This window comes from Lysinibacillus telephonicus, from assembly GCF_003966145.1.
GTDB lineage: Bacteria > Bacillota > Bacilli > Bacillales_A > Planococcaceae > Ureibacillus > Ureibacillus telephonicus.
Genome location: NZ_RXNR01000003.1, coordinates 90,624 through 111,474 on the forward strand (window position 1 = coordinate 90,624; position 20,851 = coordinate 111,474).

The window sequence follows — 20,851 nt, forward strand, 5'->3', positions numbered from 1 at the left end:
AATGTATTGTATACCCACGATCATCAGTCATTTGAAGCAATGTACGTTCCATATAATTGACGGAAAACCCTTGTACACGAATTTATTTCAAATAAAATAATCCACCATTAATAATTTCAACTTTTATTCTAGGATTAAATCGCTCTTCTAGTGCTTTTTTTTCGATTTCATAGCTTTCTGGTCTCGTTTCTTCTCCTTCATAAAAATAATCTAATACCTCTAGCTCTCTTATCCAACGCTTTTTGGCATCTTCAGCCCATGTATGGTCATCTTGTTGTATAATTTTTTGGATCATTAAATCTAGTCGTTCAAGTGCACGACTTGGCTTTATAATATATTGTAAACAAAATGCACCTTCCGGCATTTTTGGATCTAAACTCAACTCACAAATTGATTCATGAAAATTATCCTCAATCGCTCCATTGATTAAATTAATCCCTAGTGAATAAAGCCTTTCCTTCGTTTGATCACAATAATAAGAAACCTTGTAATTTACACAGAAATATGGTGTTAATGTAGTAAACTTCCCAGTTGAGGAGTCTTCTTTTTCATACATTTGTACAAATGAGCCAAGTTCCTTTGTCGCTTTAAATATTTGATTTAAACGAGCAGAGCCAAAATGAATTACTTCTCCAAATAATTGTTTTTCAACTTTCGTTCGATCTGTAATCAAAGTAAGCCTTGCTGGATTAGGTTCACTATTTGTACTTTCTATATATTTCCAGTAAAAAGGTCTGTTCATTATTTTTTTATCGATATCAATTGTAAGCTGAACTGTTAAATAATGTTCTTCATCTAATAAAATGTCACAATTTGTCTCTTTAAAAAAAGTGTATAAATAGTCATGAACTTGTGCTCCAAACATTTAATGCAATTCTCCTTTCGTTCATAACAAATTCTCCCTAGTTGCGAACGTGCTACGCTTTTCTGTCTAGCTTCGCACGTTTGCCGCTCGCGTCGCTTCGTTCCCTCGGTCGAAAACGGGAAAGAGGTTTTCGATTCGGGAACTCCAGCGCTTATCGCGGCAGAGCGAACGTGCTACGCTTTTCTTGTTAATATGTCGTCTAGATCTCCTACGACTTTTTCGAAGACATCGATTTTTTCACCTAATAGGCTGAGAATTTTTTGTTCTATCGTATCCTCAATTGCTAAATTATAAATGTGGACATCTGACTCTTGTCCTAAGCGGTGTACACGCCCAATACGCTGTTCCAGCTTCATCGGATTCCATGGCAAATCATAATTAATTACATGGTGGCAAAACTGAAGGTTAATCCCTTCCCCACCTGATTCTGTAGCAATTAATACTTGATCACGTTCTCTGAATAATTGTTTAACCCAATCACGTTTACTTTTACTAAATTTACCGTTAAATAAAACACTCGTAATCCCTTTTGTATATAAATACCATTGTAAATAAACTTGTGTTGCACGGTATTCTGTAAAAATAATTACTTTATCATTTGCTCTATTTATAATTTCATATGTTTTTTCAGCTTTTGCATTGATTTCTAGCTTCATTAATTTTTCAATAATTTTTTCAATGTAGTCTGACTCTTCCTTAGTTATACATTTTTGAAGCATTTTATTAAGTGTTAAGAAAGTTGCTTCCTTACTACTACACATTTCCTTTAATAAAGTAACCATTGTAAAAGAACTAGAAAATACGGATGATATCGATTTTAATTCATAGAGCATATCATACACTTCTCGTTCTTCCTGAGTAAACTGAATTGGGATTGTCTCCACTTGGCGATTTGTCCATTCAATTCCAGTATCTTGTCTTCGATTTCTAACCATAACTTGATTTACAAGTTCTTTTAAATATTTTTCATCTTCTAAGCTGTTTTTAGTAGTAGAGAATGATGATTGAAATGTTTCATAATTTCCTAAATGTCCTGGTTTAAGCAATGATACTAGATAAAATATTTCAAATACATCGTTTTGAATTGGCGTGGCTGTTAATAGTAAACAAAACTTCTTCTTTAAACTTTGTACAAACTCATAGATTTGTGTTTTATGATTTTTTAATTTATGTGCCTCGTCAATAATAATCATGTCGTAATCTTGCTCGTAGATTTTTTCCCTATGTGGACTTTTTTTGGCTGTATCCATGCTCATTACAACGACATCATATTGTTCTATAGGAGTATTTTTTCTATATGAAATTGCGGGAATAAAAAAACGTACATTTAATTCAGTTACCCACTGATTTTGCAAGGATGCAGGGACAAGAATAAGTGCTTTTTTCACTAACCCCCGTATCATGTATTCTTTCATAATTAACCCGGCTTCAATTGTTTTACCAAGTCCAACCTCATCAGCTAGTATCGCCTTGCCGTTCATTTTTTCGATAACAGTTTGAGCAGCTTCTACTTGGTGAGGAAGTAATTGCAAATTAGTTAAAAATTTAGGAGCTTGAAGTCCTGAAAATTCAGGAATTAAATTCATTTTTTCAATATCATAACTCATTTTGTAAAGTGTCCAGCTATCCCACGGACCATCATTGTCAAATCGTTCAATAAAATTTTCTCTCCAATTAGACGACCTTTCAATTATCATGACGTCACCTCACTTTTGGTACCTATTATTTTGTCCAAAAATGATAAACATATGAATAATAAATCAATTCAAACTTGTATTGCGAAAAAAAACAATTAAAACTAGGACATATTTTAAATATGTATTATTACTTATGTATAAATCCTCAGTCCGCAATCAAAAAACATCTAAATTAATAACGCAAAATAAAAAATGGCAGCAAATTTCTTTGACTGCCTTCTCCTTCCTATTTTTGAGCTTCGGCTACTTTTTTCACTCTTTCAACAAATTGAATCACTACTTTATCAGATGCAAGCATTACAATAGGTTTTAAAAACCATTTTAATGGCAGATTGGTTGTCATATATTTAAAAAGTGTTGTATTGCCATTAATTTTTCTTAGCTCGTATTGGGAAGTTATTTCAAACATTTTAGCAAGATTAAATTCTATTTTTAACTTTTTAAAATTAGGCTCATTCTCATATTGTAATGTTTTTACTTCATATTCTTGTAACTGTTTACCTTCGCGATATTTTTGCAGATAAACACTGCCAATCTTATCTTTTGTTAGCTTAATTGGTTCATGGGCTACAACCTGAGGCATAATTTTTTGCATATCCTCTAGATTGCCATCAAAATACTTCCATACTTGTTCAATTGGCGCTGATATTACAATTTCTTTTGTCCAGGACTTCATTCGAATACCTCCGAAGCTTATACCCTAATTGTAACCATTAATCTGTAAAGTAACCTAATAAACTTTTCCCATAAAAAATAAGAAAACCACTAAAAAATCCTTTTAATAAAAAGACTACCTAGCAGCATAGACATCTCAACTTATAATTAATTAAAAATTATATTTATATTATATACAATCCCTTAATTTTCAAATTTTCAAACTACTTAACAGTTATTTACTCGACTTGTTCATTTCTATCAATCTAAAAAACTCGTCAATTTTCGAGGTTTTGTCGATGCCTCTTTGCCAATTAATGGAATATCATGATAAGGATATTTTAATTATTAAAACAAGTCTTGAATATTCCATTCGTCTTACCTTTTACGATGAATATTGGCTTCGGCTGAACAAATTTTTTTCATTTTACAACAAGAAATAATTTTGGTCATAAAATTCCTTATATTTGTGACAATTTTGTGAATTTATACTTTTTAACCACAAACCGACATTTTTTTTATATTTTCTAGTATACAATAGCTAAAGCCACTACAAATTTTAGTAGGAAATTTACTATAATACAAAATTATGGGGGATTAACTGATGAAAAGTAAATTTTATAAACAAATATTAAAACTATTAATTGAAATGAAAAGAAAAGATATGTATAAAAAGGCACATAATTTAGGTTTTACACATCCTGAAACTGTAACTTGTAGTCAAGAACTAGATGCATTATTAAATATTTATTCTCATCAAGCAGCATAAAGAGGAGGAATTTATATTCATACTTTACATATCGCTTATGACGATGACCCCAGTTAGGCAAGAGTAAAATCTGCTTAACTTTTTTTTTGAAATGAAATTATTTGTTAAATACAACAACGATGAATGAATTTCAAATACTTCTAAATTGCTCGCACTATTGATATACCCTAAGGAATCTAAATTAAACATAAAAATTTAAATTTTTTAATTTTATTTGAATGAAACGAAAGAAATGTCCTAAAAGTTCTAGACATAAAACTTTTAAGACATTTCTTAATGTTTCTATTATAAATTAACAAGTTTTTGTAGTACTATGTAATTCCTTTTAAAATGCTATTTATATTTTCTTACAATATCAAGCCACTTTTCTTTTGCTACTTTTTGATCAAAAGTACTAATTACTCGATAGTTCTCATCATCTAAAATTCGGTAATGCTTTGTTAAAGTATGCTGCTGAAGTTTAAAACCTCGGTGTTTTTTTACACTTTTCCACCAAATAACACCGCCCATAGTCTTATTCATTGGTTTTATATCGACATCATAAATACTTAGTTCAATCATTTCCATTGGATCTGCACCCATTTGTTTATGTAATGTGGGACTATCACGAAATAACGCACAGATAGCTATTGCCGTAGTCCAATTGGAAAGTGTTTTGCCTTTTTCAATATGTACTAGCATTTTTTTCGTTATTCCTAAAATTTCTGCCATTTTTTCTTGTGTATATTGATTTTCAGTTCGAATCTCTTTTAAATTTTCTGAAGTAATCTGTATAATCAAATCTTTATCCATTGCTGAAAACACCTCACCACACATATTATACAGTAATTTCCATATCCGAATATAATTTTTAAATAATTAGACGTATTTTTCTTTAAAAAGTTACGAAGTGCCGTTTTTAAGGATTGTAAGAAAGCACCTGAAGTTCATACTTGATATTACCTCAATTTTAAGTTTTTTATACATAAAAATCGTTGAGCTAATATGATAATTGCATTTTTATACCTTTACTTTATAGAAACAATAAAACAATTACACTTAAAAACTATCTTTTCTTAATTCAACGTCAAAATCTATTGCCTCCCACAAATACGACTAATGTATTCAGTAATATTACACTTCTGTATTTTAAATTAAAATAAAAATATGCTTTGAAACTATTAATTAAATAAGTTCGTATAATAATAGAAAAGGAAAATGAGGGAGGATTTTAATGAAATCTATAACAAAAAAGCGCACAAAGGCATTTATCATTGACCAAGTAATTTCAACAGTAGTGGCTTCTGGGATTGAATATGTATTACGTAAAAAGATAAAAAATGAAGCTTTTCATACATTAGTAACTCCTACCGTTGTCATGTGGGGACTCGAATACGCCCAGCTGCGCAAAAATGGACAAACAGTTGGCTATAAAGCTTTAGGACTGGCACTAGAAAATGAGGATGGTACACCTTTATCTTCATGCCAAATTGCAAAACGTATGCTCTATCGTGATTTTATTAGTACTTTTGATTATATTAAAAATCGTGAATCCTTTGAGATAAATGAAGGAACAATACTACCTCATGATCGTGTTGCTCGTACTATAGTAAAGGAAGTGTAAAGTAGAATGCACTTCCCTAAAGTTATTAGAGAGGCTCTATTTTATCATTGAGGATTGGTTTACCGAAACAGTAATAAACCCTTTTTGGGACAAGCTACACATCAAATATAGGGACTTATTCAGAAATTCATTTTCTGAATAAGTCCCTATCATTTTTTGTCTCAATGCTTAGTTATAGGATTATCTATCTCTCTGCCTGAATAGTTTTTTGCTGCTTCTACAAAGATAAATTCTTGTTCTGGATAGCGATAAGCAGTAAGTTTACCACCAAAGACAACCCCTTGGTCAATATTAATTGTATTATTTACAATTAACGGCTCTGGCTTTGGGTCATGCCCCCAAATAATAAGTAAGTCTCCTTTATGTTCTTTAAACCAGTCTTTTCTAATAGGTTTCCCTGTTTCATCCATACCCGAGACATCGCCATAACGGCAAAAATTCTTTATCTGCGAGTTTTCTTTCCCTATATATTCATCTTTAATGCCTGCATGCGTGCAAACAACCTTGTCTTTATTATTTTGTGTAAAAATATAATGAGAAGGTGATTCCATCAATAATGTTTTGAATTTTTTTTTTAAAGTTTCCGTTTTTTGCTTTCCATACTTTTTTTCATATTCCATAAATTCAATTTCGACATTTTCGTCCCCATGTCGAAGTTGTACTTTTCTACCATCAAGCCAGCGCGCAATTTTCCATCCATGGTTACTATCAATCATATAAGCAAGTCCAGCTTTTACATGTTCTAAAAAAAACATCATGCATTTAATCGATTCAGGTCCCCTGCTCATCACATCTCCTAATGAAACAATTTTTCTACCATTCGGATGTGTGTACAATCCATTATCATTTTTTTGATAACCAAGTTTTGATAGAAGTTCAAGAAACTCATCGTAGCAAGCATGAATATCTCCAATAAAATCAAGCCCATTTCCTACATCGATTCTCAAAAAATCGTCTCCCTTTTTGCTTATGGTTTCAAAATATTTCTTCGATTCTGTGTCATTTAATTTAGAAGAGGTACTCGATATAATTTATCGTCATTTTGCTGCGGCTCTCCTCGTCCGTCAGTATTATTACTAATAAAATAAAGGAAATTATCCTCAATAAATACATCTCGAATTCTACCAAGCCCTGTTATAATTTCACGCTGTTCACCTGTTTCTAAATTAAATTCCAGCACAGCATTTCCTCTTAGTGCAGCTACATATAATTTGCCATTATAATAGTCCATTCCTGATGGAGCCCATGTTTCATTCTGTCCGGAAGTAAACAATGGTGTAACCATACCATTTTGTTTTTCTAATCCTTCAATAATTGGCCAACCAAAATTTTGACCTGGTTCGATCTTGTTTATTTCGTCATTTGCATTATTTCCGTGCTCACTTGCATACATTCCTCCATCTTCTGCCCAACTAATACCTTGTGGGTTACGATGACCATAACTATATACATACGAATTTGGAAAAGGATTATCGTTTGGTATTGTTCCATCGAGATTTAATCTTAATATTTTTCCACCTAAGGAGGATCTGTCTTGTGCAATGGATGATTGTAATGCATCGCCTGTTGTCGCAAAAAGTTTTCCATCTGGCCCTATTTCAAGCCTTCCACCATGGTGATAACGGCCACTTGGAATTTTATCTAAAAGCAAACGGTCTTCCTTCCATCTATTATTATCTAACCGTAAAGTAACGATGCGATTAAATTGTCCTGAACTATCAACATACGTATAGTAAGCAATTGCCTCATTCGATTCAGAAAAATTAGGTGTTAGAACAAAACCTAATAAACCTGCTTCAGCAGCTGTTGCAAGCTCCTCTTTAAGGTCAACTTGCTGACGAACCGCCTCACCGTTTTCAATCTTTACAATCGTTCCTGGTCTTTCTGAAAGATAAAAAGTTTGTTCATGTTTATTAATTGACCAAGGAATATTAAATTCCTCTCCCATGACTTCAAGACCTTCAATCGGTTTACTCACACTAATCATAGTATTATTTTTAGAAACGACTTGGGATTCTTCTTGTTTTAAAATAGAACAGCCCGTCAAAAAAATTGTAATCGACATAAATAAAACAAAATGTTTCAACCTGTATCATACCCCTTTTTTATAGTTACATGAGCAGTATTCACAATTATAAAGGATTCCATAATAAGTAAAATTTCTAAAATAAAATAGGAGCTGTTCAGAAATAATTTTCTGAACAAGCTCCTTTTCTAATGGACATTCTTTACAGAATTTTTCACTTCTATTGATTTGCTTTCCCGAACGTTTTTTATAAAGAAAGATAAAACGAAGGCTATAATAGCAATAACTAATCCAAATGTAATCGAATGTTGAACCCCTTCAACCATGCCATTTACTGCATTTCCACTTGAATCAGACGAGCTGATTGACATAATTGTTACTGCAATTGCTGTACCTATTGCTCCCGTTACTTGCATCAATGTATTCATTATTGCAGTGCCATCTGCATAGAGATTGCGTGGTAATTCATTTAAACCATTCGTTTGAGCAGGCATCATGACAAGCGAAATTCCTACAAACAAAATGATATGTAATGCGATAATTAAATAGGAAGAAGTATTAGCATCTATTCCACGTAAAACAAAAAGGGAACTAATTACTAAAATCAACCCCCCTGGCACCATATGTTTTGGTCCAAATTTATCAAATAGATTACCAGCAACAACTGACATGATGGCATTAATTATGCCGCCTGGCAACAATATAAGTCCAGCAAAAACCGGTGCCAACAATAATACCTTTTGCAAATAGATTGGCAGGATAACCATTGTGGATAATATTGTCATCATGCCTACTAATACGATAATTAATCCAAGTATATACATTGGATATTTAAATACACGTAAATTTAGCATTGGCTGATCTAATTTTAATTGGCGAATGACAAAAATAATAAGCGCTAAAGCACCTACAATAATTGAAATTAATACTTCTGTAGTAGCAAATGTTCCAAGTTCACCAGAAATACTAAAGCCATAAACAACGCCGCCAAAACCAATTGATGAAAAAATAAATGAGACAATATCAAATTTCACTTTTTTTACTTCATTTACATTTTGAATGAATTTTAAACCTACAAACAATGAAATGAAGAAAAATGGTAGTGCAACCCAAAATATCCAATGCCATGATAGCCGGTCTAGTATGACACCTGCAATTGTTGGCCCAACTGCTGGTGCAAATACGATAACAAGTCCGATTTTTCCCATAGCAGCCCCACGCTTATGAATTGGATAGATTAATAACATGACATTCATCATAAGCGGAATAATAATTGCAGCTCCGATAGCCTGCACAACTCTGCCGATAAAAAGAATACTAAAAATCGGTGCAATTCCGGAAATGATTGTTCCAGCTATAGAAAATACTAATGACGCTGTAAACAATTGACGCGTTGTAAAACGTTGCATTAAAAATGCAGACACTGGCACTAGAATTCCAAGTGTTAATAAGTACCCTGTTGTAAGCCATTGAATAGTGGACGTTTCTTTTCCAAAATCAACTCCCAATTGAACAAAAGCCATATTTAAAGCCGTTTCGTTAAATAAACCGATAAACGCTGCGATAATAAACGCAGCAATAATCTTATTTCGTTGTTTATATAATTGTTCCATTATACTCCCTTTCTTTCCAAAAAAAGTCTCGTTATACAACTTACCAGAAATAAATGATTTTGAATAGTCTATCAACATTAATTTTTTATTAAGATTATAATATATTTATCAAAAGTAAAAAGAAGCCCAAAAAAGAGACTGTCCCAGATGTTATATATACAAACTTCTGGGACAGTCTTCTTTTTATGAAAATACTTTAAATTACCTTTTGTACCTGTCGCTTCGCTTTCGGCGCAAAAGGGGCTGGGACATAAGTGGATTTTTTGTAAGAATTCGCTTTTATCCTTAATAAGAATCTGATAATTTTCAACTTAGCAAAAAAACGTCATTTTTCTCATCAAGAAAAATGGCGTCTTTTAGTTTTGTCGCATCCTCTTTGGATTAGCAGAATTGTGTTTATCTTACTAAATAATCAACTGATTTCCCCTCTAATACTTGAACAATGTTTTTTGCCGTTTTCGTTCGCAGTTCAACAATTGCCTCTTCCGAATAGAAAGCACTATGAGGCGTAATATAAACGTAAGGAAATTTGATTAATTCACTTGAGGAAGGGAGCGGTTCGATTTCAGTTACATCCAGAGCAGCTCCAGCAATTTTCCCGCTTTTAAGACCTTCAATTAAAGCAGATTCTTGTATGATTGGTCCACGAGCGGTATTAATAATTAATACACCATCCTTCATATTAGCAATACTTTCTTTATTAATTAGATGGTACGTACTATCATTTAATGGAACATGAATCGATAAAATGTCTGAGACTTGAATAATCTCTTCTAATTCAAGTTTTTTTACATGATATTTCGCCATCTCCTCTTTGCTAACAAATGGATCGTATCCTACTAATTCAAAGCCAAATGTACTAACTTTCTCAATAACTCTGCGCGGAATTTTACCAAAACCTAATACACCAAAAATTTTATTGCTAAAGCGATAAATAGGTGCTGCAATATTAAAGTCCCAATTCCCACTTTTCACAGCTTCATTTAGCTGCACAATTTTGCGTGACCATGCCAACATAAGCGCCACTGTATGATTTGACACCTCTTCAATGCCATAATCAGGAACATTTGCAACGATAATTCCCTTTTCATGGGCTGTTGGAAGATGAATAGTATCAACGCCTACACCATATCTTGAAATAACTTTACAATTTTCTAGACTCGAAAGAACCTCAGCATTAATAGGTGCATATTGATTTATTATTCCATCTGCATCTCTGCAAACTTCAATAACCTCTGCCGATGTTTTGCATTGTGCCTTCACAAATTCAATTTCTAATGGTGAATTAGAAAAAACTTCTTCTTCAATAAGCAGGTCATGATATTCATAGTCAGTAATTACAACTTTAAATGCCATAACTTAGACTCCCTTTGTTAATCTCAGTTTTTGCAATTCCTAACCCCTCTGCGCCTAGTTCAGACATTACTGCATCAGGACAATATCGTTTAATAATATTCATACCAATTGCAGCTCGGCGTACTCGTTCACGAACTAATGTTAAATTCATCGCTTCCCACTGTTGTCCAGAAGGATAAACATCCGGATGATTTCGAAGACCAAATTTTATATAAACAGGGGCTAATACTCGTATTAATTCCGGAATTTCATAGTATCTGAGGAATCCACCAAAGTTATCAGGAACCTCTACGTAAATATCAATTGGTATATCAACCACTTGTCGTATGGCCGCTAATTTATGCAAAGTCAAGGATGATGGAACATTATACGTATCTGCCCCGATGTCTTCCATTAGTTTTACTGAAACCGGATTACATGCACCCATTTGAACTGAAACCTTTACCACGAAATCTTTAGGTAGTAAACCTTCCTCTTTCATCTTTTTGGACATTAGAAGCAGTCCCTCATCAGCAATTAATGCACCCCGCAACCCTAAATCTGCACCACGTTTTAAATCCTCCATGGCATATACTAACTGGTTTGCACCTTCATGTCGTAAAGCCTGGGATTTTCCTGCATCTGTTAGTGGCCCAGCGCTAATATCCCATGTTCCTCTTGGTCCAACAAATAAACTAAGCTCCATCCCTCTTTCAGCTGTTAGTCTACACATTTCAATTATTTCATCATCTGTCTGCAGCATAATGCCACTGCCTTGTGAAACTCGATGTATTGTTAAGTTGTACTCATCAATCGCCTTTAATGTTTCTTTTAAAGCCAGTGGACCTTCGACACTCGGCAATTCAATACGATATTGTGCACCATCCGGAAATCTTTTTTTTGAAGAAGGCAAATCAGTAAAATCTGTATATGGATAACCTAATTTTTCTAATAGTTTTTGAGATTCATTCATTCATTAAACACCCCTTGTTCAATAATTGAATCTATAATTTTTCCTACTTTTTTCCGCGTTTCCTTTTCATATATGCTAAATGGTTTGCGTACACCAGTTGATTGCTCATTAAACCATCGATAATATACCCCTTCTTTAAAGGTAGAAAATAATGATGTATTAATATCGTAAATTTCCATTAACGATGATAGTTGACGATGCAGCTTTTGAACTGTATTAAAATCACTTGTTTGTAAAGCTTTTAATAAATTTACAGATACTTCAGGTAAAAAATTAGCAGTACCGTTTATACTTCCAGCAGCACCAATCATATAACCATTAACAAGATGCTCGTCAAATGCTGTAAAAACAGCAAAGCCTGAATACCTTTCTTGAATTACATTTACCACTTTACGAATTCGACCAAAATCAGCAACAGTCTCTTTAATACCTCGAATATTCCTATGACTTTCAACTAATGCTGTAATAACTTCTAATGGAATCTCCTGTTTTGTTAATTGTGGAATATTATATAAATAAGTATCAATTGATACAGCATTTGCGATTTCACTAAAATACTCAATCATCTGCTCATTTGATAGTTTCCAATAATAAGGATTGACTGCCATTATTCCTTGTGCACCAATACTTTCAGCGTATTTCGCTAAATCAATCGATTCTTTTAATACAGTGTTTCCCACACCAACCAAAACTGGTATTCTATTATTAATATGAGGGATTAAATTACCTAAATATTGTTTTTTTTTCAGATAAAGTAAGAGATGAAAATTCTGACGAGCTTCCTAATAAAAGAACACCGTCAACACCTGAATCAATTAAGTAATCCATATGTTTTTTATTTAGATCAAAATCTATTTCTCCTTGTTGATCAAAAAAGATAACAACAGGTGGGATAATACCTTTGAACATTTTCGCATCTCCTCGTTACTCTGCTTTTACAAATACCGTTTTAATTGACGTATAAAATTCCTTGGCAGCCTCCCCTTGTTCACGCGTTCCACTGCTTGAAGATTTCATCCCTCCAAATGGCGCCTGCAGCTCAACTCCAGCACTCTCAGCATTAACTCGAACTAAACCAGCCTCAATTTCATCCATAAAAGTTAATGCAGAACCTATATTCGTTGTAAATAATGAGGCACTTAGTCCGTATCTTGTATCATTTGCAACTTCTACTGCTTCGTCAGTTGAATCAACTTTGATTAACGCAATCACTGGTCCAAAAATTTCTTCTTGTGCTATTCTCATGTTTGAAGTTACATTTTCAAAAATAGTTGGCTCTACATAGAAACCACTTGAAGATGTTTCAACTGGTTTACCACCGAAAATAACATTTGCACCTTCATCTTTACCAATTTGAATGTATTCAAGAACTGTATTATATTGACTTTCGCTTGCACAAGGCCCCATCCAAGTATCACTTAATAATCCATCGCCGATTGTAATTTTGCTTGTCTCCTCAAGCAAGGCGGATTTAAATTGTTCGTAAATACCTGATTGAACGATTACTCGGCTCGATGCAGTACATTTTTGACCCGTTGATTTGAAAGCACCGCTTAATACTGCACTAACTGCACTATTTAGATTTGCATCATCTAATACAATTACAGGGTTTTTACCGCCCATTTCTAATTGATACTTCACGCCATTTGCAGATGCAGCTTTTGCTACTAAAGCTCCTGTATTTTCTGAACCTGTAAATGTAATACCATGAATATTTTTACTATTGATAAGTGCATCTCCAACCTTTGATCCACTGCCAGTAATAAAATTCAGGACACCTGGTGGCAGCCCAGCCTCATCAAAGCATTTCACAATTTTAGCAGCAGTAACTGCTGCCTCTGAAGCAGGCTTAAAGACCACTGTATTTCCATAGACTAGAGCAGGTGCAATTTTCCATATAGGAATAGCAACTGGAAAATTCCATGGTGTAATAATGCCTACTACCCCTAATGGAACTCGTTTTGTAAACATCAACGCATCTTTGTCAGAAGAAGGAATCACATCTCCTTCCTTACGTGTACCTTCGGAAGCATAGTATTTTAAAATTGAAATGCCTCTTTGAGTTTCACCAATTGCTTCAGGAAGAGTTTTTCCCATTTCTTTTGTTAAGTTTTGTGCAACATCTTCTAAATTTTTCTCAAGTATTTCTGCAACCTTATACAAAATTTGTCCCCGATTATATTGTCCTAATTGACGCCAACTTTTTTTAGCATCATTTGCTGCTTGGATTGCATCATTAACATCTTCTATTGTAGAAGATTGCACTGACCCAATAACCTCACGATTTGCAGGGTTAATGCTATCAATTAATTGTCCGCTTCCACTTTCTCGCCACTCACCGTTAATATAATTTAAGAATAAATCTGCCATTCTATTTTCCTCCTAGTGGTTTTGATTAACTTTATTTTTCAAAGTACCAATCTGAGCACTTGAAATATAGATTTCATCTCCAACTTGGAGCGTAAAATTATTTGGTGGTACAATACATGTTCCTGTCATTAAAATTGTACCTGGAACAATATCATTCTCTTTTACTAGATAGTGGACTAATTCATCAAGTTTTCTTTTAAGTTGATTCACAGAAGCCTTTCCAGAAAATAGCTCTATATTATTCCGATAAATTTTACAATTTAATTCAATTGAATATGGATCATCAATTGCTTCAGGCATTAATATGGCTGGACCAATGGCACAGGACTTTTTCCACACTTTTGCTTGCGGCAAATAAAGTGGATTTTCTCCTTCGATGTCACGGCAACTCATATCATTACCCAATGTATACCCAATAATTTCTTCACCTTCTCCAATAATTAGTGCTAGCTCTGGTTCAGGAATTTGCCAATTTGAATCTTTTCTAATGTAAACTTCTTCATCTGGACCTACAGTACGCCGTTTAGTAGATTTTAAAAATATCTCTGGCCTTACCGCATCATAAACTTTGTCATAAAATGTTTCACTATCAAGTCTTCCTTCTGTCGCTTCATAGTTTCGTGCATCTTTACTTTGTAAGTAGGTTACTCCCGACGCCCACACTTCTTCAGCTTCTATTGGTACTACTAATTGGAGTGAATCAATATCAACATTTGTATGTCGTGTTAGATTATTTTTCTGTATAAAAGTTTCAGCAGAGTATTGATTTGTTTTTAAACTATTAAAGAAAGTAATATAATCAATATTGCCAATCTCAACAAATTCATTATTAGTAGTTATCAACGCAGATTTAATAAACTCCCCTTGTTTGAACCGAATAAATTTCATCTGAATTCGTTCCCTTTCAAACTTTTATTTTTTTTGGTAACCTAAATCATGTGATAATTCTTCGACACATTTTTTTAAACAATCATAATTTAACTTTTCAACTTCACTATTATAGAAAGATTTTGGTGTTGAAATACTGACAGCTGCTATCACTTCACCTGAATAATCATAGACAGGCATTGCAATACAAATAATGCCAGGTTCGTTTTCTTCGTAATCTATTGCATAGCCATTTTTTTTAACAGCTTTAATTTCTTCTAGAAATTTTTCATGTGACACGAGTGTATTTTCAGTTCTTTTCTCAAATACATAGCCGTCTATAACTGAATTTAATTGAGCTTCATTAAGAAAAGCAGCCAATACTTTTCCAACACCACTTGAATGCAAGGGCACTCGTTTGCCCACTCTTGAATAAATGACCAGTGATGAAGTCCCAGTAATTTTATCAATATAAATTGCTTCTTTTCCTAAGAGCGTTACTAAGTGAACCGTTTGATTTGTTTCCTTATTTAATTTTTCTAAATGAGGTCTTGCAACATTTCGAATATCCATTTGGCTAACGATTAAATAGCCTCGTTCATAAAGCTTCCAGCCAAGGGAGTATTCATTTGTTTCATTATTTTGAGAAATATATCCATACTCTTTTAGCGTGTTTAATAATGAATGTACTGTGCTTTTATTTAAGTTTAACTTCAGACTTATTTCTTTAATTGATAATTCACGGTTTGTTTCATCAAAAAGTTCAAATATTGCTAGAGCTCTTGATACTGACTGAATAATCGGCATATATTACAACTCCTTATGGAAGCAGCGCGTGGGAATCGTGAGAATTATGTTTGTAAAACAGTTCTGCTTCTTCAAAAACTTGAATAGGTACTACTCCTCGTGAAGCATCCGTATGTCCAACCATTCTATTTACCGCTGCGACCAACTTTTGTCTTTGTTTAATTTTAGATAAACGATCTTGATATAATTCTTGGCGATCCTTTTCTAATTTTAAATCTTCTACATATATTAAATTGCTTCCATTCACTAACTCATTACTATTAACTAAGTCGATTCTTTTATTTCTTAATTGCAAGTGCAAAATGTCCCCCGTTTTTAAGTATCCTATACCTCCACCTTCCATTGATTCCGGTGTCATATGACCAATTGCTGCACCATAAGTTACACCTGAATAACGTCCATCGCTGATGATTGTACATATTCTTTTTAGAATTCGATTGGCATTTATATGCTGCATAGGAGTGAACATTTCTGGCATACCAAAAGCGACAGGACCTTGACCCGCAATAATAACAGCAATCTTTAAAATTCCTTCCTTCGCCAATACATCAAACATTTCATTATAAGCGGCATCTTTTAAGTCTTCAAATCGATCCGGGGCGTTGTATTTTAATGTTTGAATTAATTTATTTTGATCAAATAAATGATTTTCTTTGATTTTTTCTATTAAAAGAGAATCTAGCAGGCTTTCATTTGCTTGATCTTCATTTTCAAAATAAAGAACAAAAGCAAGTTTATCATCAAACTGGTTTAATTGAGGGGTTGGCATTCCGCTGATTTTTACTACTGCACTTTCAAAAAAGTTACCGCGTAAAATATCAACCCCGCTGAAAGGGCGTCTTGGTTTAGTCAAAATAATAGGATTTTCTTTCACTTTTTTAGCAGGTAAAGAATCGGAATACTTTAATCTTGTACCCCAGGATGTTCCAGTAACCGTTAATGCATCCTGATCCATTTCTACTCCGTTGTTTAATAATTCAAAAAATAATGTCTCCATGCCTCGACTATTACCGCTGCAGCACTGCATTGCTAATGAAAATATATCTCGCCCCTCTGTAAGACTATAATCAAATAAATCTGGAATCGGCTGCTCTTTATGAATTTTTTCTACATCCCATAATGTAAATTGATATCCCGCATAAATCATTGCAGCGACCATATGCATCATCAAATTAGTTGAACCACCAGAAGCACTATGAATACGAATTGCATTTTTAATATTTGCATGAACAATATCAGCAACTCCAAACTCCGGTTTATTAATTAATAATGCAAGTGCATCTATTGTTTCATTTATTTGTTGTTGATTTGGCGGCTGTGTTAATAATTCAACAGCTGGATGTACCAACCCCAATCCAGCAACTAAGTGACGCGAACTATTACCTGTACCATTAAATGCACAAACTCCTCCTTTACTATCACATGTTGCGACAGCTAACCTCATTTCAAAATATTTATGTTCATCCTTTGTAATAATCTTTCTATCTACTGCTCTTTCAAAAACACCCTGGAAGGCTGTGTTTGAAGAACATTGTAATATATAACTCATCGTATCTTTTAAATCATCTGCAATATCCTGATGACCCATCGTTACTGCTTTATCGTACATTTTATTCAATTTAACAATAACATCTTCAGGTATCGTACCACCTTGCAATACATGCGCTGGTGCAAATGTTGCAAAAAAAGGTGCATCTCCTCGTGATTTACGTAATCGATCTAAGTGAGCAAGCGCACTTACTACACCTAAAGGCTGTTTATCACATCCTTGAATAACAAATGCACCATGATAACTATGCGCTTCCAGTTGATTTACAATCATTTGGGCAACTGCATTCCTACTTTGCAATGAATAGCTCATCCCTTGATTACTTTGAGCTGTACCATCACACATTACCGGTGTAGAAAAATAAAATGGTACCCCGCCATTTTGCCAAATACGAATAGCTGCTCTTGATGATGTCAAATAATCCATAATATGTGCAGGATGATCGGCCGAACCTCCGATAATTGCTATACGAGGAGCATTGCTTTCTAAACGATTATAAATTTCTTCTAATGTCCAATCCGGTACCCCTCCCTCATAAAGTGGGCCTAATATTTGTTTTGCACGATCCAATAATCCTGCTACTGTTATTGGTTCATTAGCCTTTCCTTGTACGTTTGCTGAATAAGGGTTAATGCCCTTTTCAATTTTAGGAAATAACAATTTACATCCCCCCGATGTTATTTATAGAAGAATTAGTGATAATGCTGGAATAAACATAATAATTAAAAGCACAATGACCATAGCAACAATGAAAGGTATAATAGCCTTAGATAATGCCTCTAAAGACAACCCTGATATTCCGGCACCAACAAATAAGTTAACTCCAACAGGTGGAGTAATAAAACCGATTGCAAGCGCAACAATCATAATAATTCCGAAATGAATCGGATCAAAGCCTACTAACTTCGCAACTGGTAATAGAATAGGTGTTAAAATAATAATTGCTGCAATAGTATCCATAAAGCAGCCAACTATTAAAAGTAATAATATAATCAATAAAATAACAACTGTAGGATTAGATGAGATAGATAAGAAACTTTCTGCAATTTTATTTGGAATTTGCTCCATAGCAAGTAATTTACCGAAAGCAGTTGCAGTTCCTACTATAATTAAAATTGTCGCTGTCATTAAAGCCGACTCAATAAATATGTCAGCAAGTTCTTTTAATTTTAGTTCGCGGTAGAAAAATACACCGATAATAAACCCAATAAATACTGCAACAGCAGCGGCTTCAGTTGGTGTAAAAACACCACCATAAATTCCACCCAAAATTATTACAGGGATTAATAAGGACCATTTTGCATTCCATATTTCTTTTAAAATATTAATAACCGAAATCTTTTTACCATTTCCTAAATAACCATTCTTTTTTGAAAAATAGTATGAGTATACCATTAACCCAATACCAACTAAAATCCCAGGTAAAATACCAGCAATAAACATATCTCCTATGGATACACTTCCTGTAACACCATACATTACCATAGGGATAGAAGGAGGTATAATTACTCCAATTGACCCCGCAGATGCAACTACTGCTGTAGCAAATTTGCGATCAAATCCTTTGCTGACCATAGCTGGAATCATGATTCCTCCTACCGCTGCTACAGTTGCTGGACCAGAACCAGAAATTGCTGCGAAAAACATACAAGTGACAATTGCAGTTAGTGCTGTTCCACCAACTACTGACCCAACTAGAGATTCAGCAACATTAATTAATCTTCTAGAGATGCCTCCACGCCCCATAATTTCACCTGCTAAGATGAAAAATGGAATTGCTAAGAGGGGAAATGAGTTAACAGAGGTAGTAAGTTCTTTCATTAAAAATTCTAAAGGCATTGCTCCATCAACTAACAGTGCAATCATGACGGATAATCCAAGCGCTATTCCAATGGGAACTGCAAATGTTAGCAATAATGCAAAAGATGTGAATAATGTAATCGCCATTTAACTATGCTCCTTTCCATTAAACTAATAAATGCCTACCTCTTTGTTGTTGTCTTGATGCTGATCTTGCTCCTGATTAAGCTTTTGTTGTTCATCTTCAAGAGGACTTTCATTATCTTTACCTTCTCTAAACAGCTTTATTTCATAGATGCTTCTTTGTATTAAACGTATCGTTGTTAGTAACATTCCAATTGGCATTCCTAAATACATGATTGACATTGGCACCCCTAGAGAAGGAGCGACTTGACCTGTACTCTGGATTGCATTCATAATAGTAAAACCATAGTAAGTTGCGTAAATAGCAAAATATAAAAATAAAACATTGGCAATTAGATTAATAATCAGTTTACCGCGACTTTTAAACAATGATAAAACGGCTTCAACGCGAACATGTTTAGCACGTTTTACCCCGTAGCTTATTCCAATATAAATAAGCCAAATGAAACAGAAGCGTGCAAACTCTTCAGACCATGTTAATGAATTTTGCATAACATATCTCATAAATACTTGAAGGACTGTAATGACTGTCATCGCCACAAACAATACTAATAAAATCATTCTTTCAATATTGTCATCCAACCATTTAATGATTTTCATACATTCAACTCCTTCCAAAACTAGAAAAGCTGGATAAACCAGCTATCTAGTTACTTATTTGAGAAATTTTCAATTTCGCTTAAGTATTGCTCAACTATTTCTGTTCCCACTTGATCCTTGTACTGCTCGATTACAGGTTTTACCGCTTCTTTAAATCTTTCCAATTCTTCATCGCTAATTTTTGTAAATTCCATTTGACCTTTAAGTTCCTCTAAAGCTTCATTAGCTGTTTGGCGAGTAAGCTCCCTATTGTACTCCCCTGCTTCGATTGCTGCACTTCGAATAATTTCTTGCTGCTCAGCTGATAACTCATCCCATATTTTCTTAGAAACCAAGAATAAAAATGGTGAGTATACATGATTTGTTTCAGTTAAATATTTTTGTACTTCAGGATATTTTTCTAATAGAATTGATGGATAAGGATTTTCTTGACCGTCAACAGTTTTTTGCTGCATCGCCGTAAATAATTCCGTAAATGCCATTGGTGTTGGATTAGTACCTAACGCTTTCCAAGTATCAATATGCATTTCATTTTCCATTACACGTATTTTTAAACCCTTTAAGTCTTCTAATGTATTAATAGGTTTTGTATCATTTGTAAGCTGTCTGAAACCATTTTCCCACCATGCCAATTGAACAATCCCTTGTGCTTCAGTTTTAGCCGCTAAATTCTCCCCAAATTCACCTTGTAAAATAGCATCAACCATTTCTGTACTTGTAAGTGTGAATGGTAAATCAAATACCCCGTACTCTGGAACAAATGATACAAAAGGTGCAGATGATGGTATCGTAATTTCTAAAGTTCCAAATTGAAGCATTTCAATTGCTGAACGATCATCCGCTATTTGCCCCGAGTGATAAACTTCTACTTTTAGTGTATCTGTTTGACTTTCAACCAACTCTTTAAATTTCATAGAGCTATGATAAAGTGGATGTTGGTCATTTAAACCTAAACTAATGCGCAATGTTCTTGCTTCTCCACTACTTTCAGAGGATTCCCCATTACTCCCTGAGCTTGTAGTACCTTCTGTCGAGCCTCCCCCACAAGCTGTTAAAACTGCCACGATTAATAAAAGCAATAACGTGAACAAAAAATTTTTCTTCTTAAACATTTTTATCCCCCTTTGTTTTATAATATAAAACGTTGTTCTCATTTTTACTTAAAAAATGAAAGCGCTT

At 33.8% G+C, this 20,851-nt stretch carries 20 protein-coding genes; 2 read left to right on the plus strand and 18 right to left on the minus strand.

What is annotated here, in order from left to right; all coding sequences use genetic code 11:
- Positions 1 to 82: 82 nt before the first annotated feature.
- From EKG35_RS01700 to EKG35_RS01710, 3 genes are all read right to left on the minus strand, one after another.
- Positions 83 to 865, minus strand: coding sequence for a YqhG family protein (locus EKG35_RS01700; RefSeq protein WP_126292581.1), 783 nt, complete (start codon positions 863 to 865; stop codon positions 83 to 85).
- A gap of 173 nt (positions 866 to 1,038) precedes the next feature.
- The gene (locus EKG35_RS01705; RefSeq protein WP_126292582.1) at positions 1,039 to 2,562 is read right to left on the minus strand and encodes a DEAD/DEAH box helicase; all 1,524 of its coding nucleotides are present in this window, start codon (positions 2,560 to 2,562) and stop codon (positions 1,039 to 1,041) included.
- A gap of 226 nt (positions 2,563 to 2,788) precedes the next feature.
- A complete protein-coding gene (locus EKG35_RS01710) occupies positions 2,789 to 3,238 on the minus strand; it encodes an SRPBCC family protein (RefSeq protein ID WP_126292583.1) in 450 nt (149 codons plus the stop codon).
- 582 nt (positions 3,239 to 3,820) lie between these two features.
- Between EKG35_RS01710 and EKG35_RS01715 the strand changes: the two genes are divergently transcribed.
- The gene (locus tag EKG35_RS01715; protein ID WP_126292584.1) at positions 3,821 to 3,985 is read left to right on the plus strand and encodes an aspartyl-phosphate phosphatase Spo0E family protein; all 165 of its coding nucleotides are present in this window, start codon (positions 3,821 to 3,823) and stop codon (positions 3,983 to 3,985) included.
- Positions 3,986 to 4,318: 333 nt separating this feature from the next.
- On the opposite strand, the gene EKG35_RS01720 is transcribed toward EKG35_RS01715, so the two are convergent.
- Positions 4,319 to 4,777, minus strand: a complete 459-nt coding sequence (locus tag EKG35_RS01720) for a helix-turn-helix transcriptional regulator (RefSeq protein ID WP_126292585.1) — start codon at positions 4,775 to 4,777, stop codon at positions 4,319 to 4,321.
- 421 nt (positions 4,778 to 5,198) lie between these two features.
- Here EKG35_RS01720 and EKG35_RS01725 point away from each other — a divergent pair, with 421 nt between their 5' ends.
- Complete coding sequence (locus tag EKG35_RS01725; protein ID WP_126292586.1) at positions 5,199 to 5,588, plus strand: RDD family protein; 390 nt, start codon at positions 5,199 to 5,201, stop codon at positions 5,586 to 5,588.
- Positions 5,589 to 5,749: 161 nt separating this feature from the next.
- Here EKG35_RS01725 and prpE read toward each other — a convergent pair whose 3' ends face one another.
- The 14 genes from prpE to EKG35_RS01795 all read right to left on the minus strand — a co-directional run bounded on the left by prpE (position 5,750) and on the right by EKG35_RS01795 (position 20,784).
- On the minus strand, positions 5,750 to 6,535 hold the full coding sequence (prpE, locus tag EKG35_RS01730; RefSeq protein ID WP_126292587.1) for a bis(5'-nucleosyl)-tetraphosphatase PrpE: 786 nt from the start codon (positions 6,533 to 6,535) through the stop codon (positions 5,750 to 5,752).
- 56 nt (positions 6,536 to 6,591) lie between these two features.
- On the minus strand, positions 6,592 to 7,653 hold the full coding sequence (locus EKG35_RS01735; protein ID WP_126292588.1) for a PQQ-dependent sugar dehydrogenase: 1,062 nt from the start codon (positions 7,651 to 7,653) through the stop codon (positions 6,592 to 6,594).
- 149 nt (positions 7,654 to 7,802) lie between these two features.
- Entirely contained in the window at positions 7,803 to 9,227 is a 1,425-nt protein-coding gene (locus tag EKG35_RS01740; RefSeq protein WP_126292589.1) for a DHA2 family efflux MFS transporter permease subunit, read from the minus strand.
- Between the two features lie 396 nt (positions 9,228 to 9,623).
- Positions 9,624 to 10,583, minus strand: a complete 960-nt coding sequence (locus EKG35_RS01745; RefSeq protein WP_126292590.1) for a C-terminal binding protein — start codon at positions 10,581 to 10,583, stop codon at positions 9,624 to 9,626.
- Positions 10,573 to 11,535: a U32 family peptidase gene (locus tag EKG35_RS01750; protein WP_126292591.1), complete on the minus strand. Its 963-nt coding sequence runs from the start codon at positions 11,533 to 11,535 to the stop codon at positions 10,573 to 10,575. Before EKG35_RS01750 ends, EKG35_RS01745 begins: the two co-directional genes overlap by 11 nt.
- Positions 11,532 to 12,215, minus strand: a complete 684-nt coding sequence (locus EKG35_RS01755) for a dihydrodipicolinate synthase family protein (protein WP_246020126.1) — start codon at positions 12,213 to 12,215, stop codon at positions 11,532 to 11,534. Before EKG35_RS01755 ends, EKG35_RS01750 begins: the two co-directional genes overlap by 4 nt.
- Before the next feature lie 43 nt (positions 12,216 to 12,258).
- Positions 12,259 to 12,444, minus strand: a complete 186-nt coding sequence (locus EKG35_RS01760) for a dihydrodipicolinate synthase family protein (protein ID WP_126292593.1) — start codon at positions 12,442 to 12,444, stop codon at positions 12,259 to 12,261.
- A gap of 15 nt (positions 12,445 to 12,459) precedes the next feature.
- Positions 12,460 to 13,905, minus strand: coding sequence for an alpha-ketoglutaric semialdehyde dehydrogenase GucD (gene gucD, locus EKG35_RS01765; protein ID WP_126292594.1), 1,446 nt, complete (start codon positions 13,903 to 13,905; stop codon positions 12,460 to 12,462).
- A 12-nt stretch (positions 13,906 to 13,917) separates the two neighbouring features.
- Entirely contained in the window at positions 13,918 to 14,793 is an 876-nt protein-coding gene (locus EKG35_RS01770) for a fumarylacetoacetate hydrolase family protein (protein ID WP_126292595.1), read from the minus strand.
- Between the two features lie 24 nt (positions 14,794 to 14,817).
- Positions 14,818 to 15,579 (minus strand): IclR family transcriptional regulator, encoded by a 762-nt coding sequence (locus tag EKG35_RS01775; protein ID WP_126292596.1) that lies wholly within the window; start codon positions 15,577 to 15,579, stop codon positions 14,818 to 14,820.
- Positions 15,580 to 15,592: 13 nt separating this feature from the next.
- Positions 15,593 to 17,788, minus strand: a complete 2,196-nt coding sequence (locus tag EKG35_RS01780) for a dihydroxy-acid dehydratase domain-containing protein (RefSeq protein ID WP_126292597.1) — start codon at positions 17,786 to 17,788, stop codon at positions 15,593 to 15,595.
- 21 nt (positions 17,789 to 17,809) lie between these two features.
- A complete protein-coding gene (locus EKG35_RS01785; RefSeq protein ID WP_126292598.1) occupies positions 17,810 to 19,075 on the minus strand; it encodes a TRAP transporter large permease in 1,266 nt (421 codons plus the stop codon).
- Positions 19,076 to 19,099: 24 nt separating this feature from the next.
- A complete protein-coding gene (locus EKG35_RS01790; protein WP_126292599.1) occupies positions 19,100 to 19,672 on the minus strand; it encodes a TRAP transporter small permease in 573 nt (190 codons plus the stop codon).
- Positions 19,673 to 19,722: 50 nt separating this feature from the next.
- Complete coding sequence (locus EKG35_RS01795) at positions 19,723 to 20,784, minus strand: TRAP transporter substrate-binding protein (RefSeq protein ID WP_126292600.1); 1,062 nt, start codon at positions 20,782 to 20,784, stop codon at positions 19,723 to 19,725.
- Positions 20,785 to 20,851: the final 67 nt, after the last annotated feature.

What these genes read in the sequence shown, in the direction of transcription:
- EKG35_RS01700 (WP_126292581.1), bottom strand. Translation starts at nt 865, where the DNA reads ATGTTTGGAGCACAAGTTCATGACTATTTATACACTTTTTTTAAAGAG.
- EKG35_RS01705 (WP_126292582.1), bottom strand. Translation starts at nt 2,562, where the DNA reads ATGATAATTGAAAGGTCGTCTAATTGGAGAGAAAATTTTATTGAACGA.
- EKG35_RS01710 (WP_126292583.1), bottom strand. Translation starts at nt 3,238, where the DNA reads ATGAAGTCCTGGACAAAAGAAATTGTAATATCAGCGCCAATTGAACAA.
- EKG35_RS01715 (WP_126292584.1), top strand. Translation starts at nt 3,821, where the DNA reads ATGAAAAGTAAATTTTATAAACAAATATTAAAACTATTAATTGAAATG.
- EKG35_RS01720 (WP_126292585.1), bottom strand. Translation starts at nt 4,777, where the DNA reads ATGGATAAAGATTTGATTATACAGATTACTTCAGAAAATTTAAAAGAG.
- EKG35_RS01725 (WP_126292586.1), top strand. Translation starts at nt 5,199, where the DNA reads ATGAAATCTATAACAAAAAAGCGCACAAAGGCATTTATCATTGACCAA.
- EKG35_RS01735 (WP_126292588.1), bottom strand. Translation starts at nt 7,653, where the DNA reads ATGTCGATTACAATTTTTTTGACGGGCTGTTCTATTTTAAAACAAGAA.
- EKG35_RS01740 (WP_126292589.1), bottom strand. Translation starts at nt 9,227, where the DNA reads ATGGAACAATTATATAAACAACGAAATAAGATTATTGCTGCGTTTATT.
- EKG35_RS01745 (WP_126292590.1), bottom strand. Translation starts at nt 10,583, where the DNA reads ATGGCATTTAAAGTTGTAATTACTGACTATGAATATCATGACCTGCTT.
- EKG35_RS01750 (WP_126292591.1), bottom strand. Translation starts at nt 11,535, where the DNA reads ATGAATGAATCTCAAAAACTATTAGAAAAATTAGGTTATCCATATACA.
- EKG35_RS01760 (WP_126292593.1), bottom strand. Translation starts at nt 12,444, where the DNA reads ATGTTCAAAGGTATTATCCCACCTGTTGTTATCTTTTTTGATCAACAA.
- gucD (WP_126292594.1), bottom strand. Translation starts at nt 13,905, where the DNA reads ATGGCAGATTTATTCTTAAATTATATTAACGGTGAGTGGCGAGAAAGT.
- EKG35_RS01770 (WP_126292595.1), bottom strand. Translation starts at nt 14,793, where the DNA reads ATGAAATTTATTCGGTTCAAACAAGGGGAGTTTATTAAATCTGCGTTG.
- EKG35_RS01775 (WP_126292596.1), bottom strand. Translation starts at nt 15,579, where the DNA reads ATGCCGATTATTCAGTCAGTATCAAGAGCTCTAGCAATATTTGAACTT.
- EKG35_RS01785 (WP_126292598.1), bottom strand. Translation starts at nt 19,075, where the DNA reads ATGGCGATTACATTATTCACATCTTTTGCATTATTGCTAACATTTGCA.
- EKG35_RS01790 (WP_126292599.1), bottom strand. Translation starts at nt 19,672, where the DNA reads ATGAAAATCATTAAATGGTTGGATGACAATATTGAAAGAATGATTTTA.
- EKG35_RS01795 (WP_126292600.1), bottom strand. Translation starts at nt 20,784, where the DNA reads ATGTTTAAGAAGAAAAATTTTTTGTTCACGTTATTGCTTTTATTAATC.